At 66.7% G+C, this 15,412-nt stretch carries 13 protein-coding genes; 4 read left to right on the top strand and 9 right to left on the bottom strand.

What is annotated here, in order from left to right; translation table 11 throughout:
* From WA983_RS05580 to WA983_RS05550, 7 genes are all read right to left on the bottom strand, one after another.
* Positions 1-877, bottom strand: an 877-nt coding sequence (locus WA983_RS05580; protein WP_424311716.1) for a glutamate-5-semialdehyde dehydrogenase, incomplete at its 3' end; no start/stop codon positions are given.
* A gap of 127 nt (positions 878-1,004) precedes the next feature.
* Positions 1,005-2,054, bottom strand: coding sequence for a DNA polymerase III subunit delta (holA, locus tag WA983_RS05575; RefSeq protein ID WP_424311715.1), 1,050 nt, complete (start codon positions 2,052-2,054; stop codon positions 1,005-1,007).
* Between the two features lies 1 nt (position 2,055).
* On the bottom strand, positions 2,056-2,679 hold the full coding sequence (gene lptE / locus WA983_RS05570) for an LPS assembly lipoprotein LptE (protein WP_424247383.1): 624 nt from the start codon (positions 2,677-2,679) through the stop codon (positions 2,056-2,058).
* A gap of 6 nt (positions 2,680-2,685) precedes the next feature.
* Entirely contained in the window at positions 2,686-5,334 is a 2,649-nt protein-coding gene (leuS, locus tag WA983_RS05565) for a leucine--tRNA ligase (protein ID WP_424247381.1), read from the bottom strand.
* A 179-nt stretch (positions 5,335-5,513) separates the two neighbouring features.
* On the bottom strand, positions 5,514-5,681 hold the full coding sequence (gene rpmG / locus WA983_RS05560; RefSeq protein WP_301115899.1) for a 50S ribosomal protein L33: 168 nt from the start codon (positions 5,679-5,681) through the stop codon (positions 5,514-5,516).
* Positions 5,682-5,704: 23 nt separating this feature from the next.
* On the bottom strand, positions 5,705-5,941 hold the full coding sequence (gene rpmB / locus WA983_RS05555) for a 50S ribosomal protein L28 (protein ID WP_043681023.1): 237 nt from the start codon (positions 5,939-5,941) through the stop codon (positions 5,705-5,707).
* A gap of 64 nt (positions 5,942-6,005) precedes the next feature.
* Entirely contained in the window at positions 6,006-7,211 is a 1,206-nt protein-coding gene (locus WA983_RS05550; RefSeq protein WP_424247377.1) for a multidrug effflux MFS transporter, read from the bottom strand.
* Positions 7,212-7,366: 155 nt separating this feature from the next.
* Between WA983_RS05550 and WA983_RS05545 the strand changes: the two genes are divergently transcribed.
* The 4 genes from WA983_RS05545 (at position 7,367) to WA983_RS05530 (ending at position 12,078) form a co-directional block, all read left to right on the top strand.
* Positions 7,367-8,578 carry a class I SAM-dependent methyltransferase gene (locus WA983_RS05545; protein WP_424247387.1) on the top strand — a complete coding sequence of 404 codons (1,212 nt, stop codon included), beginning with the start codon at positions 7,367-7,369 and terminating at the stop codon, positions 8,576-8,578.
* A gap of 346 nt (positions 8,579-8,924) precedes the next feature.
* The gene (locus tag WA983_RS05540; RefSeq protein WP_424247375.1) at positions 8,925-9,980 is read left to right on the top strand and encodes an ABC transporter substrate-binding protein; all 1,056 of its coding nucleotides are present in this window, start codon (positions 8,925-8,927) and stop codon (positions 9,978-9,980) included.
* 9 nt (positions 9,981-9,989) lie between these two features.
* A complete protein-coding gene (locus tag WA983_RS05535) occupies positions 9,990-10,844 on the top strand; it encodes an ABC transporter permease (RefSeq protein ID WP_424247373.1) in 855 nt (284 codons plus the stop codon).
* Between the two features lies 1 nt (position 10,845).
* Positions 10,846-12,078: a quaternary amine ABC transporter ATP-binding protein gene (locus WA983_RS05530; protein ID WP_424247371.1), complete on the top strand. Its 1,233-nt coding sequence runs from the start codon at positions 10,846-10,848 to the stop codon at positions 12,076-12,078.
* A gap of 42 nt (positions 12,079-12,120) precedes the next feature.
* Here the strand turns inward: WA983_RS05530 and WA983_RS05525 are convergent, their stop codons facing one another.
* Positions 12,121-13,524 (bottom strand): MATE family efflux transporter, encoded by a 1,404-nt coding sequence (locus tag WA983_RS05525; RefSeq protein ID WP_424247369.1) that lies wholly within the window; start codon positions 13,522-13,524, stop codon positions 12,121-12,123.
* Between the two features lie 48 nt (positions 13,525-13,572).
* The gene (locus WA983_RS05520) at positions 13,573-15,318 is read right to left on the bottom strand and encodes a glycosyltransferase (protein WP_424247385.1); all 1,746 of its coding nucleotides are present in this window, start codon (positions 15,316-15,318) and stop codon (positions 13,573-13,575) included.
* Positions 15,319-15,412: the final 94 nt, after the last annotated feature.

Here is a 15,412-nt window from a genome sequence, read left to right as displayed (position 1 = left end):
CGCGCAGCTCGACGCCCAGTCCGGCGAAGCGGGCGCCCGCGCGCGGCAGCCAGGCGGCGGCCACGTCGGCGTGCACCAGCAGGGTTTCCATGGCGCCGCAGATGCCGGTCCGGTAGGTCTTTGCGTTGATGGCGATGTCCAGCGCACGATCCAGGTCGGCCGCCTTGTCGACGTAGACGTGGCAGTTGCCTTCCAGATGCTTGATCAGGGGCACGCGCGACTCGTCGGCCAGGCGGGCGATCAGGCCCTTGCCGCCGCGCGGGATGATGACGTCGATCCATTCCGGGTGGGTGATCATCTCGCCCACGGCCGCGCGGTCGGTGGTGTCCACGACCTGTACCGCGTGCGGGGGCAGTCCGGCGGCTTCCAGTCCGGCCTGGATGATCGTGCCCAGCGCACGGTTGGAATGGAAGGCCTCGCTGCCGCCGCGCAGGATGGTGGCGTTGCCGGATTTCAGGCACAGGGCGGCGGCGTCGATCGTCACGTTGGGCCGGGATTCGTAGATGATGCCGATCACGCCCAGCGGTACGCGCATGCGGGCCACGCGCATGCCGTTGGGGCGTGTGGTGGTTTCGCTGAGACTGCCGATGGGGTCGGGCATCGCGGCGATCTGGAGCAGGCCTTCGATCATCAGGTCCAGCGCCCGGTCGGACAGGCGCAGGCGGTCCATCATGGGGGCGTCCAGCCCGCGTTCGGCGGCGGCCCGCAAGTCGTGTTCGTTTTCCGTCTGCAGCCAGGCGCGGCGGGTCCGCAGGCCGTCGGCCATGGAGCGCAGGGCAGCGGCCTTGGCGGCGCCGGAGGCCGAGCGCAGGATGCGCGCCGCCTGGCGGGCCTGGAGGCCCAGAGTCTGCATGGAAAAGGCGGTGGTGGTGTTCATATCAAAGCCCCAACGCTGCGCCTTCGGCTTGCTGCCCCCCGAGGGGGCGCTTTTTGCCTTGGGGCGGCCCGGCGGCAAAAAGACCTATGGCGTAGCGATTTTTGTTCAAGTTATACCTGTATTTCGTTCAGCGTCGGCGCGATCCTGCAGTGGCGATGCGCATCACCAGCCGCTCCAGTTCGGCCCAGGGGTCCCGCAGCAGTCCGTCCACCGGAACACCCTTGATGATACGGTCGATTTCGTGGGTATGGCGCAGGGCCGCAGGCCAGGCTGCGACGGGGACACGGGTCAGGGCCTGGCGTGCCAGCTTTTCGCGCGCGCCGAACAGGCGTTGGGACCGCATCGCCGCGTCCAGGCCGCCGTGAACATGGGGCGCCAGGCGCGTCAGGATGCGGATTTCTTCACCGACGGCCCAGAGCACCAGCGGCAGGGCCTCGCCTTCGGCCTGCAAGCCCCGCAGCACGGTCAGCGCCCGGTCGGCCTGGCCCAGCAGCATGGCATCGCGCAGATCATAGAGATTGTAGCGGGCCACGTTCAGCACGGCTGCCTGGACCTGTTCCAGGCTGAGCGCCCCGGCGGGGTGCAGCAGGGCGAGCTTCTGCAATTCCTGGTGGGCGGCCAGCAGGTTGCCCTCGACCTTGTCGGCCAGCCAGGCCAGCGTCTCGGCATCCGCCGTGTAGCCCTGGCGGTGCAGGCGGGCGTCGATCCAGTCCGGCAACGCCGTGCGCGGGATGGAAGCGATGTCGGTCCAGTCGGCGCCGGTCTTCAGGGCCTGGGCCCATTTGCTCTGCTGGGTGGCGCGGTCCAGTTGCGGCAGGCGGATCAGCAGCCGCAGGTCCGGCAGATGGCCGTCGCCGGTCATCGTGGCCAGTTTTTGCAGGGTGTCGGCTCCGGTCTTGCCCGGCTTGCCGGTGGGCAGGCTGATTTCCAGCAGGCGCAGATCGCCGAACAAGGAAGTGTTCTGCGCGGCCGCCAGTGCCGCGCCCCAGTCGCTGCGGGCGTCCATCACCAGATGGGTGCGTTCGGCACAGCCCAGACGGATGGCGGCGGCGCGGTAGGCGTCGGCCGCCTCGGTCAGCAGCAGGATCTCGTCGCCGCTCAGGACCGTGCAGGCGGGCAGGTCCTGAGCGCCGGCGTAGTGCTCTGTCAGGCGGTCTGCGGCCGAGGCGCGCGCCATGTCAGGGCCGGGACGGGGCCGGGCCGGCCGGGGCTGTGGCCCCGCGAACCGTGTCGTCCGGCATGGGCACGATGGGTCGGTCGATCGCGTTGGCGTAGGCGGCCTGGACCTCGGACGAGCTCATGCGGCGCATGATCTGATCCACCAGACCATTGCGCATGTCTCTGAAGGTGCGCTCGATTTCGCCTTCCTTGGCCTGGACGATGCGGTCGTTGTAGGGCAGTTCGCGCACGCTGAGCAGCGACGTGGGGGGCAGCAGCAAGTGCCCCTGGCGGTCCAGCAGTTCGAACTGGAAGTCCAGGGTCAGTTCGTATTCTTCGACCCGGCCATCGGCGTCCAGGGAAAGCTGACGCAGATTCTGGGATTCGGTGATCTGGTGCAGGAACACGTCGGCGTCCAGGCGGCGCTCGGTGAAGCGGGTGCCCGGCGAGTTGGCCGTGACGGTGCGGCGCAGCAGGGCACCGAATTCAGAGTCCAGGTTGATGTTGGTGTAGATCGTCTGGAAGGGCAGCGGCGTGGCCCCCTTCAGGTGGAAGCCGCAAGCGCTCAGCGCCAGCAGGGCGAGACCCGCCAGAACGAAGCGCAGGCGGCGCGGCAGGGAGGCGAAGGAAGCCAGAGGCATCATGGAACCTTATCCGACGACGTTGACCAGCCGACCTGGCACGACCACGACCCGCTTGGGTTCGCGGCCTTCGAGGAAGCGGCCGACGGCCTCGTGCACACGGGCCAGGGCCTCGATGGCGGGCTTGTCGGCTTCCTGGGGCACGCTCAGTTGGCCACGGACCTTGCCGTTGATCTGCAGCACCAGTTCGACCGTATCGGCCCGCAGGGCGGACTCGTCCACCTGGGGCCAGGCCGCGTCCAGCAGATCGCCCAGCGCGTCGGCCAGGCCCAGTTCACGCCACAACTGCCAGGTGACGTGCGGCACCACGGGGTACAGGACGCGCAGCAGGATGGAGGCGGATTCGGCCAGCGCCGGACCGGACACGCCCGCCTGGGCGGCCGATTCCAGCGTGTTGAGCATCTTCATGGCCGTGGAGACCACGGTGTTGTACTGGATACGCTGATAGTCGTAGTCCGCCTGGCGCAGCAGGCCGTGGATCTGGCGGCGCAGGCCGGCAGCCTCGTCCGACAAGGCCCCGTCAGGGGTGGTGCCGGCGTGCTGGAGGATGTCGTCGTGATGGCTGTGGCAGAAGGCCCACAGGCGGCGCAGGAAGCGGTTGGCGCCGTCCACGCCGGAATCCGACCATTCCAGGGTCTGTTCCGGGGGGCTGGCGAACATGACGAACAGGCGGGCGGTGTCGGCGCCCTGGCTGTCGATCAGCGATTGCGGGTCGACGCCGTTGTTCTTGGACTTGGACATGGTGCCGATGCCGCCATAGTCGATCATCGACCCGTCCGATTTCAGGCGCGCGCCGGTGATGCCGCCCTTGTCGTCGGTGATGTTTTCGACCTGTTCGGGCCAGAAATATTCGATGCCGCCGCGTTCGTTCTTGCGTGAATAGATGTGGTTGAGCACCATGCCCTGGCACAGCAGTTTCGTGAAGGGCTCGGAAAATTTCAGCATGCCCAGGTCGCGCATCACCCGCGTCCAGAAACGCGCGTACAGCAGGTGCAGCACGGCGTGCTCGATGCCGCCGATGTACTGGTCCATCGGCATCCAGTAATCGTTGCGGGCGTCCACCATGGCCTGGTCGTTGCCCGGCGAGGTGTAGCGCATGAAATACCAGGACGAATCGATGAAGGTGTCCATGGTGTCGGTTTCGCGCCGCGCCGGCTTGCCGCAGGACGGGCAGTGGCAGGACAGAAAGCCTTCGTGCTTGGCCAGCGGATTGCCGCTGCCGTCGGGCACCAGGTCATCGGGCAGCACGACGGGCAGGTCCTTTTCGGGGACCGGCACCGGGCCGCAATCGGCGCAGTGGATGATGGGGATCGGAGTGCCCCAGTAGCGCTGGCGGGAAATCCCCCAGTCGCGCAGGCGCCAGGTGGTGCGCAGCTCGCCCAGGCCCTGGGCCTTCAGGTCGGCGGCGACGGCCTGGACGGCCTCGGGGGTGGACAGGCCGTCGTATTTGCCGGACTGGATCGTGCGGCCGATCTGCTTGTCGCCGTACCAGTCCTGCCAGGCTTCGGTGGAATAGGTCTTGCCTTCGGCGGCGATGACCTGACGGATGGCCAGGCCGTATTTGCGCGCAAAGGCGAAATCGCGTTCGTCGTGAGCGGGCACGCCCATGACGGCGCCGTCGCCGTAGCTCATGAGGACGTAGTTGCCGACCCAGACGGGGACCGGTTCACCCGTCAGGGGGTGGATGACGGACAGACCGGTGGGCAGGCCTTCTTTTTCGCGGGTGGCCAGTTCGGCCTCGGTCGTGCCGCCCTGGCGGCAGGCTTCGATGAAGGCGGCCAGTTCGGGGTTGCCACGGGCCGCGTGCGTGGCCAGCGGGTGTTCCGGCGCCACGGCGCAGAAGGTGACGCCCATGATGGTGTCGGCGCGCGTCGTGAAGACGTGCATCAGGCCGTCCTGGATCAGGGCGCCGTCTGCGTCGCGGATGTCGTGGCGGAAGGCGAAGCGCACGCCCTCGCTCTTGCCGATCCAGTTTTCCTGCATCAGGCGCACGCGTTCCGGCCAGCCGGGCAGACCGTCTTCCAGGGTGTCGAGCAGTTCGCCCGCGTAATCGGTGATGCGCAGGTAGTAGCCGGGGATCTCGCGCTTTTCCACCGGCGCGCCGGAGCGCCAGCCGCGGCCGTCGATGACCTGTTCATTGGCCAGCACGGTCTGGTCGACCGGATCCCAGTTGACGGTCTGGGTCTTGCGGTAGGCGATGCCCTTTTCCAGCATCTTCAGGAACAGCCACTGGTTCCATTTGTAGTAGGACGGATCGCAGGCGCACATTTCGCGCGACCAGTCGATCGCCAGCCCCATCGCCTGCATCTGCTTTTTCATGTAGGCGATGTTGTCGTAGGTCCACTTTGCCGGAGGCACGCCGGACTTCATGGCGGCGTTTTCCGCCGGCATGCCGAAGGCGTCCCAGCCCATGGGCATCAGGACGTTGTATCCGCGCATGCGCAACTGGCGGGTCATCATGTCGTTGATGGTGTAGTTGCGCACGTGACCCATGTGCAGCTTGCCGCTGGGGTAGGGCAGCATCGAGCAGGCGTAGAACTTGGGCTTGGGCGAACCGTCGGCACCGACGGCGTGTTCAGTGACGCGGTAGACGTCGCCCGCGCGCCAGTGGGCCTGGGCTTCGGTTTCGACCTGGTTCGGGAGGTAGCGTTCCTGCATGGATCCGTCTGGGAAATGAGAGTGAAAAGGGTCAGCCCGACATTATAGAGGGTCGTGGCGCATGGGGCTGTCCGAAAGCCCCCGCGTCGCGGCTCGCGCGCCGCGCAAAGAAAAATCCCCGCTCGAAGGCGGGGATTTCATGGAAACCGGTGAGACGGTCCGGGAGAGGCGATCCCGGATCAACGCAGCTTGGTTTCCTTGTACTCGACGTGCTTGCGCGCGACCGGATCAAATTTCTTGATCAGCATTTTTTCCGGCATGTTGCGCTTGTTTTTCGTGGTCGTGTAGAAGTGACCCGTGCCAGCCGTGGATTCGAGCTTGATTTTCTCGCGGATGCCTTTAGCCATGATGTGCTCCTATGCGCGGCCGATCAGGCCAGTTCGCCACGGGCACGCAGGTCGGCCAGGACGGCGTCGATGCCGTTCTTGTCGATGGTGCGCAGGGCCTTGGTGGATACGCGCAGGCGCACCCAACGGTTTTCAGATTCGACCCAGAACCGGCGCGATTGCAGGTTGGGCAGGAAACGACGCTTGGTTTTATTGTTCGCGTGCGAGACGTTGTTGCCCACCATCGGGCCTTTGCCGGTTACTTGGCATACGCGTGCCATGGTCTCACCTCTGTGTATGTATATCGGGAAAGCCTTGGATTCTATACTGAAATTGCTCAGTAAATCAAGCGGGTGTTCGATTGGTCCGCAGAGCGATGCGGCCGAAAAACCACGATAGGGCCGCGCAGAGCGCCAGCACGGCGGTCAGAGGCAGGGGGGTGCTGGTGTGCCAGGCGCTGACGGCAAAGCCGGCCAAAGCGCCGCAGAGCATCTGCAGCGCGCCCATCAGCGCCGAGGCCACGCCCAGGCGTCCGCCCTGTTCGGCCAGGGCCAGGGCGGCGGCGTTGGGGCCGACGAAGCCCTGGCTGGCCATGAAGCCCATCAGACACAGCATCAGCAGGGGCAGGGTGATCCAGTCCAGCAGGGTCAGCGCCAGGGCGCACAGCGTCATCAGCACCAGCGTGCCCTGGGCGCGGGCCAGCAGGCGGATCGGCGGGTAGCGGTTCAGCAGGCGGGCGCTGACTTGCGAGGCGAAGATCAGCGAGGCGGCGTTCAGGCCGAACAGCAGGCCGAACCAGCGTGGGTCGATGCCGTAGATCGTGATGAAGACCTGGGGCGAGCCCGAGATGTAGGCGAACAGGCCGGCCGAGCCGAAGCCGCCCGCCAGGGTGTAGCCCATGAATCCGCGGTGGGTGAGCAGCCGGCGGAACTGGATGGCGATGGCGCCGACGGCCAGCGGTGAGCGGCGCGCGGGGTCCAGGGATTCGCGCATGCGCAGCGCCACGGCCAGCCACAGGCCGACGCCGACCAGGCTCATCAGATAGAACACGGTGCGCCAGGAACCCAGTGTCACCGCCTGGCCGCCCAGCAGGGGTGCCAGAATGGGCATCACGCCCATCACCAGCATCAGCAGGGACAGGGCCTGAGCGGCCTCGCGGGTGTCCAGATGGTCGCGGATCACGGCGCGGGGGATCACCATGCCGGCGGCGCCGCCGAAGGCCTGGACCACGCGCCACAGGATCAGGTGGTCGATGTCCCGGCTCAGCGCGCAGGCGATGGAGGCAACCGAGAACAGCGCCAGGCCGAGCAGCAGCGGCGGCTTGCGGCCGTAGCGGTCGGCCAGCGGACCATAGGCCAGTTGAGCCAGGGCCAGGCCCAGCAGGTAGCTGGCCAGGGTGCGTTCGACCTGTCCCTGATGCACGCCCAGGTCGTGCGCCATGGCGCCGAAGGCGGGCAGGTACATGTCGATGGCCAGGGGGCCGATGGCGGCGAGCGCGCCCATCAGGATCAGCCAGGGGGGCAGCGACAGCGAGGAAGAACGGGAAACCATGGGTGGGGAGGATGGGGCAGGCAAGGCGCTGGCGCAGGGCGCTTGAAGCAGGAGGGATTGGCGCTCTACTATAGCAAGGTCTTGTACAGGACTGAGGGAGGCTCTAGTTGACTGCGATCGCATCCATCATCGAGAACAAGCTGGGCGCATTGCCGATGCCGGTTTCCATGGAACTGCCGGATGGGCAGAAAGTCGGTGCCGCCGACGCCACGATTTGCCTGCGCGTGCGCGATGCATCCGTTCTGGCGCATTTCGCGGCGGGCGAGGTCGGTGTCCTGGGCGAGGACTACGTCGAGGGCAAGTTCGAATTCGACGGTTCCATGCAGGACCTGATGCGGCTGGCGGCCGGCATCCTGCCCGGATCGCCCGTTGATCTGGCCCGCTCGGGCTGGCTGACCAGCCTGGTGAAGCGGCTGGTGTCGGTCTGGCGTCATTCGATCGAACGCGACGCGCGACAGATCGAATTCCACTATGACCTGTCCGACGATTTCTACGCCTTGTGGCTGGACCCGCGCCGGGTGTATTCCTGCGCCTACTACCGCGAACCCGATTTCACCGTCGCACAGGCCCAGGAGGCCAAGCTCGATCACATCTGCCGCAAGCTGGCCCTGAAGCCGGGCGAGCGTTTCCTGGATGTCGGCGGCGGCTGGGGCGGCCTGATGCTGTGGGCGGCAGAACACTACGACGTCGATGTCACCGGCATCACCCTGTCGAACAATCAGCACGCCTACGTCAATCGCCTGATCCAGGAAAAAGGCCTGGCCGGACGCGTCCGCATGGAACTGCTGGACTATCGCAAGCTGGACGAGTCCCGACCCTACGACAAGATCGCCTCGGTCGGCATGTTCGAGCACGTCGGGCGGGCCCAGTTGACCGGCTATTTCGCCAAGCTGCGCCGGCTGGTGCGGCCTGGCGGGCTGATCCTGAATCACGGCATCACGGCGGGTGGGCTGGACAACAGCGAACTGGGCGCCGGCATGGGGGATTTCATCGAGAAATTCATCTTTCCCGGCGGCGAGCTGTCCCACATCCATTACGTGCAGCAGACCCTGGCCGAGGCCGGTCTGGAAGACCTGGACGTCGAAAATCTGCGGCCGCACTACGCCCGCACGCTCTGGGCCTGGAGCGACGCCCTGGAATCCCGCCTGGACGAGGCTCGCGCCATCCTAAACACGCCTGAGGGCGAACGGTCTCTGCGGGCCTACCGCATGTATCTGGCGGGCTGCGCAATGGGCTTCGAGCACGGCTGGATCGCCTTGCACCAGATCGTTGCTCAACCCCAGCCGACGGGGCGCTCCGACGAACTGGACTACCCGGCGGAACAGGCCTACCCCTGGCGGCGCGACTACATTTACCGGGACCGCTGAACGGCCTTTCTGCCAGGCCCCGGAGTCCTTCGCATGGGGGCTTGCGGGGTTTTTTTGCGGGCTGTCGCAGGATGCGGTTTTCATGCCTGAAAACCGGGTTTTCATCAATATGCTTTATTTTCTTTCATCTTGCGTGTAAACTGACCGATCTTCGGTAGTCTTTTCTATCAATTCTGACAGTGTCCGTTACTGGTTGTTCACGGCCCTGTCTGTCCATAGGCGCTTCGCGCCTGCAGTGCTGGTATGTATTGGCGGCCAGCGGCCGTCTTCCGCACACCCTCCCCTAAGCTATGGCGTCGGCCTCGTCGTGCGTGTCCGGCGTCTCCGTAACCCAAAGGAGGCATCTATGTCTATCTCCGCTTGTTCGTCGCCTGTCGCGACCCGTTCCCCCCGTCTGTCCCGTACCGTACTGGGCTTCGCCTTGTCGGCGGCGCTGGCGGGCCTGTCGCTGGCCCCGTCCGTGTCCCGGGCGGCCGACGCGCCACAATGCGAACTTGATCGCGCCGTGCGTTTCGGCGGCATGAACTGGGAATCCAATCTGGTCCTGGTCGAAGTCGAACGCTTCATTGCCCAGCACGGCTACGGTTGCGAATCCGAAGTCCTGCCGACGGAAACCTTGCCGGCCCTGGCTGCCCTCGAACGAGGCGACCTGGACATCAACAGCGAGATCTGGCTGAACAGCACCCTGGAGCCCTGGACCAAGGCCGAGGCTACGGGCAAGGTCAAGCGCATCGGCGACATCTACATGGGCGGCGAAGCCTGGTTCATCCCCAAATACACGGCCGAGCGTCTGCCTGAATTGAAAAGCGCCGCTGATCTGCCGAAATTCAAGGACGCTTTCAAGGATCCGGAAGAACCGTCCAAGGGCCGCTTCTATGGTTGTCCTGCGGGCTGGGGCTGCGAAGTCGTCAGCACCAATCTGTTCAAGGCCCTGGGTCTGGGCGATACCTTCACGCTGTTCTCTCCCGGCACCGGAGCGACCCAGAAGGCGGCCCTGACGGCAGCCTACCAGCGCAAGGAAAACGTGGTCTTCTACTACTGGTATCCGACCCCGCTGGTGGGCTCCATGGATCTGGTCAAGCTGGAACTGCCGCCGTTCGACGCCGGGAAGCAAAAATGCCTGACCGATCCGAACTGCGAAAACCCTCAGGCCTCCGACTATCCTGAAAACCCGGTGTTCACGGCGGTCACCGCCAAATTCACCCAGGACGCCCCGAAACTGACCGAATTCCTCTCCAAGGTCCAGATGCCCCTGGATGTCATGAACCAGACCATGGCCTACATGGAAGAAAACGAGGCCGAGCCCCAGCCGACGGCGATGTGGTTCCTGAAGAACCAGCAGGCCGTCTGGAGCGCCTGGCTGCCAGCCGACGTGACGGAGCGTGTCAAGGCCGCCTTGTAAGGAGGCCCTATGTTTCCTGAACTGATTGCAGCCCGGGATCTGCAACGGCCCATCGACGCCTTCGTCAATGGGCTGGTGAACGAGTATGCCGACGTGCTGCGGGCGCTGACCCAGCCCTTGCTGGATCTGCTGGTCTGGTCCGACAACCTGCTGCGGCATTCGCCGTGGTGGGCGGTCGTGGCCGTCATCATGGGGCTGGCCTGGCTGAGCAGCCGCTCCTGGCGCTTCAGCGCAGCCATGGGCGCGCTACTGTGCCTGGTGGGGCTCATCGGCCTCTGGGAAGCCTCCATGCAGACGCTGTCGCTGATGATCGTGGCGGTGGCGTTCTCGGTGATCATCGGCATCCCTCTGGGGATCGCCATGGCCAGCTTCCGCTGGGTGCGTACCGTCATGCTGCCGATCCTGGACGTCATGCAGACCATGCCCAGTTTCGTCTACCTGATTCCGGTGGTCATGCTGTTCAACCTGGGCAAGCTGGCGGCGCTGTTCGCCACGGTGATCTACGCCGTGCCGCCCGTCATCCGGCTGACCGACCTGGGCATCCGCCTGGTGGACGCGGAAGTGCTGGAGGCCTCACGGGCCTTCGGCGCCAGCCGCAGCCGCCAGCTCTTTGGCGTGCAACTGCCGCTGGCGCTGCCCAACATCATGGCGGGCATCAACCAGACCACCATGATGGCGCTGGCCATGGTGGTGATCGCCTCCATGATCGGCGTGCGCGGCCTGGGTTATGAAGTCCTGCAGGGCATCAACCGCCTGCAGGTCGGGCGTGGCCTGATGGCGGGCCTGGGGATCGTGATCCTGGCCATCATCTTCGACCGCATCACCCAGCGTTTCGGCCGCCGCTGGCAGGTCCGGGGGAACTGACATGAGCAAGATCGAAGTCCGCAACATCTACAAGATCTTCGGTCCGCACCCGGACCGCTGGATGGCCGCCGCCCGCGAGGGGCTGTCCAAGGAGGCCCTGCTGGAGCGCAGCGGCCACACCCTGGGTCTGCGCGACATCAGCCTGTCCATCGAAGAGGGCCACATCCACGTCATCATGGGCCTGTCCGGGTCCGGCAAATCGACGCTGATCCGGCACTTCAACCGCCTGATCGAGCCCAGCGCCGGGCAGATCCTGGTCGACGGGGTGGATGTGGTCAGTCTCAAGCCGCGTGAGCTGGAACGCTTCCGCCAGAGCAAGATGAGCATGGTGTTCCAGCGTTTCGGCCTGCTGCCGCATCGCACGGTGCTGGACAACGCCGCCTACGGGCTGGCGGTGCAGGGCGTGCGCCGCGACGAGCGCAACGAGCGCGCGCGACATTGGCTGGATCAGGTCGGCCTGACCGGCTTCGAGGCCCAGTATCCCCACCAGTTGTCGGGCGGCATGCAGCAGCGTGTGGGCCTGGCTCGGGCGCTGGCCACGGATGCCGAGATCCTGCTGATGGACGAGGCGTTTTCCGCCCTGGACCCGCTCATCCGCCACGAAATGCAGGATCAGTTGCTGGCCCTGCAGGCCAAGCTGAACAAGACCATCGTCTTCATCACCCATGACCTGGACGAAGCCCTGCGCCTGGGCAACCGGATCGCCATCCTCAAGGACGGCGAACTGATCCAGGAAGGCACGCCCGAGGACATCCTGCTCTCGCCGGCCAACGACTACATCGAGTCCTTCCTGCAGGACGTGAATCGGGGCAAGGTCTTGAACGCGTCCCATGCCTGCAACGAACGACCCCTGACGCTGACCATGCGCACGCACCCGGCGCACGCGCTGGAGCGCCTGGCCGCCCGGGACTACGACTATGCCGCCGTGCTGGACGGCAAGCGCCTGGCGGGTGTGTTGATGCGCGTCGACGCGCAGCGCGCCGTCCAGGCCGGCGTACGCGACATTTCCCGCCATCTCAGCGACATGGCCTCCGTGCCGGCCTCGGCCGGTCTGGACGAAGTGCTGGCGCGGCTGCTGCGCACGCCCGAGCCGCTGGCGGTGACGGGAGAGCAGGGCGAGTTCATCGGCGTGTTGTCGCGCAGCAAGGTGGTGGAACTGGTGACCACAGCGACTTCCGGGCCGGACGATCCGAGCCCGGAATCAGTGCCCGAGGCGGCCGATCACGCCGCCTGAGATCGGCGGACGGGTCATTGCGGGCCCCAGTGCGCAGGGCGCTCAGGCGCTGCGCGCCTGCCGCCGCAGGACGTGGCCGTACCAGGCGAACAGCAGCAGGGCGGATAGCAGCAGCCCGGCCATGGCCATGATCCACATGGTGGCGGCGCCAACCGGGGCACCCGGCATCAGCCGGTGCGCCACCGGGGTCAGCGCCCCCGCCGCCGGGCCGTAGCCCAGCCACCAGCCGCCCACCAGGCCCAACCCGGTCAGGGCGGAGACTTGCAGGATCAGCGGCACCACGGCGATCTTGTAGGCGCGCAGAATGTAGGCGCCGATGCAGTGCATGGCGTCCCAGAAATGGAACCAGGGCGCGATCTGCAGCAGTGTCAGGGCAATCACGGCCACCTGGATCTCGTCCGTGTAGGCGCGCACGATGGCATCCCGGCCTGTGATCAGGATCACGCCGGTCAGCAGCGCGCCCAGCGCCACCAGCCCGATTCCGTTCAGTCCCGTGCGTTTCGCCAGGGCCGGGTCGCGCGCGCCCACGGCCTGCGCCGTGAGCGAGGCGGTGGCCAGACTGAGCGACATCGGCAGCATGTAGGACAGGGCGATCAGATTGGCCAGGATCTGCTGGGCGCCGCTGACGTACAGGCCATCGCGGGCGATCAGCAGTGCCATGAAGCTGAAGGCGCAGACCTCGATCAGGTAGGATCCCCCCATGGGCAGACCCAGGCGCAGCAGTTCCTTCTGGTCGGTCCAGCGCGGGCGTCCCAGCCGCAGGGACAGGGCGCGAAAGGCCGGGCGGCGGCGGATCATCCACCATCCGGCGGCCAGCATCATCCAGTCCACCACCAGAGTGGAAAGCCCCGCGCCGACGGCACCCATCGCCGGCAGGCCCAGGCCGCCGAAGATGAACCAGACGTTGAACAGCAGCTTGAAGGCGACGCTGCCGACGTTGATCGCCATGACCTCGCGGGTCTGGGAAATGGCCGTCGCAGTGGCGTAGATCGTGCGAAACAGCAGGGCCGAGGGCAGGGCCAGGGCCAGGGCGATCAGATAGCCCGCCACCCGTTGGCGGACTTCCGGCTCGACGTCGCCGGACAGGCTGAGCCAGGCGTCGGGAAACAGCAGGCAGGCACCGCCCAGGGCCGACAGAATCAGGGCCAGCCAGATGCCCTGGCCCCAGGTCCGGCCGGCCTCGTGCAGCCGTCCGGCGCCGAAGTGCTGGGCGATGATCGGGATCAGGGCATGCACCACGCCCATCAGGCCGACGAAGACCGTGATGTAGACCGAGGCGCCCAGCGACATGGCTTGCAAGTCGGCGGCGCTGGTGTGGCCCACCATGGCGGTATCCAGGACGGCGAAGATGATGCCGGCCCAGGAACTGACCAGAATGGGCCAGGACTGTTGCAGAATGGTGCGCCAGGGGGCGGCGGGCCGGCCGGCGTGCGAAGCGGCGGTCATGAAGTGCGTAGGCTGATGGAAAGAGAGATCAGGAGTTCAGGCGCCTGATCAGGGCTTCAGGCGCAGCAGGCGGAACATTTCGTGGCGGTCAGGTTCGCGGCGGCCTTCCCAGAGTGCGGGATGGTCGGCCAGCCAGGCCTCGCCCGAGGCCAGGCTGCGGGGACTGATCTGTTGCAGCAGCAGGGGACAGTTGCCATCGAAGCTGAATTCGATGCCGTTGAAGACCAGGAAGGATGCGCGCTGGCCGCTGCCCAGTCCCTGGGTGCGGACGCATTCGCCCGGCTGGCGGTAGCGGTCCAGAGCGCTGGCCAGCGAAGCGGAGACGTCGCGGTAGCTGCGCACGTAATCGAGCGCGGGCATCCACAGCGTCGCCAGCAGCAGCCAGGTGGTGATCAGGCCGCCGGCCGACAGCGCCGTGCCGCGCCACAGACCAGCCGGGTGGCTGCGCAGGCGCCAGCGCACCAGGGCGATCCAGGCCAGGGTGCCCAGGACGGCGAAGGTCGTGGCGGGCCAGGCGACGTGGGGGTCGAAGCCACCAGTCTGGCGGGTGATGTTGGCGGCGATCTGGGTGGGCCAGCCGGCTTGCAGAGCCACCCAGCCCAGCCATACCGTGGCGGCCGTCAGCGAAAAGCACATGACAGCGAACCAGTCCAGGGTATTGACCACGCCGCGTCGCAGCGTCGGCAGGGCGAAAGCCGCCAGGACCGCGCAGGGCAAGGCCAGGGTGGCGTATTCGGGCTCGAAGGGATCGGCGCTGGCCAGCAGCGTCAGCAGCGCCCCGGCGGCGAAGCCCAGCGGGATGCCGATATGGGGTGCGCCGAACCAGCCGCGCCAGCGCCATAGCGCCAGCAGTGCCAGCGGCCAGGTCGGCCAGAGGAACCAGGGCAGGTCGCGCAGGATGCTGCCCCAGGCGCGGGCGCCGGGCCAGGCGAAGGCGTGGCGCGTCCAGACCAGCCAGCTTTCGGTCCAGTACGGGCCGAAAATCCGGGCGGGTATCCACCAGAGCAGGATCATCGCGGCGGCGATCAGGGCGCTGGCAACCAGCCATTTGCGTTCGGCGGCCAGGGCGCCGCCGGGCAGAAAGGCGACGGGTGCGGCCAGGATCAGCGGCAGACAGCCCAGCCAGCCGCGCGCCAGAAAAGACAGTCCCACGGCGACGCCCAGGGTGACGGCGCCCGACACAGGGTGGTCCAGCATGCGGGCCACGGCGTAGAAGGCCAGGGCCTGGCAGGCGATCAGGGCCGGGACCTCGGAGGTCTCGTGCATGCGCCAGACGATGCCGACCGTGGCCACGATCAGCAGCAGGGCGGCGTCGGCCAGCATGCGGCCGTATTCGCGTGGGTTGGGCTCGCCGCCGAAAGGTAGCGCCAGCGGCTGGGATTCCGGACGCCGGCCCAGCAGATAGGTGCCGTACCAGATCGAGCCCGTGAGCAGGGCGAACCACAGCAGATTGGGCATGCGCGAGGCGATGATGGCCGCGTTCAGGGGACTGTAGAACAGCTCGAACAGCGGGCTCAGTGCCCAGATGCAGAAGGCGCCGACCCAGGTGACGAGCGGCCCGTCCTGGGCCAGTGCCAGGTGCCCCACCTGGGGCAGCAGCCAGGCGTGCTCTTGCCCCGACAGGGCCGTGAGCATGGTCGCCAGGCCGGTGACGTCGTCGGTCTTCCAGGGGTCGCGATAGAACAGGCCGGCCAGGATGTAGACCAGGCCGACGCACAGCAGGAACAGCCGGGGCAGTTTGGCGGCCGCCGTGGCCGTCAGGCGGGCGGGCGTCGATCGCAAGTCTTGGGACAGCACCGGGAAAGTACCAGGAAAGGGGGCGGGGGAGATGCGCCCATGTTAAATGAAAAAGGCAGCCTGACGGCTGCCTTTCGTGAACCCTTGCGAG

Source organism: Castellaniella sp., from assembly GCF_049650445.1.
Taxonomy (GTDB): domain Bacteria; phylum Pseudomonadota; class Gammaproteobacteria; order Burkholderiales; family Burkholderiaceae_B; genus Castellaniella.
This window is presented reverse-complemented; position numbering and strand designations above follow the sequence as displayed.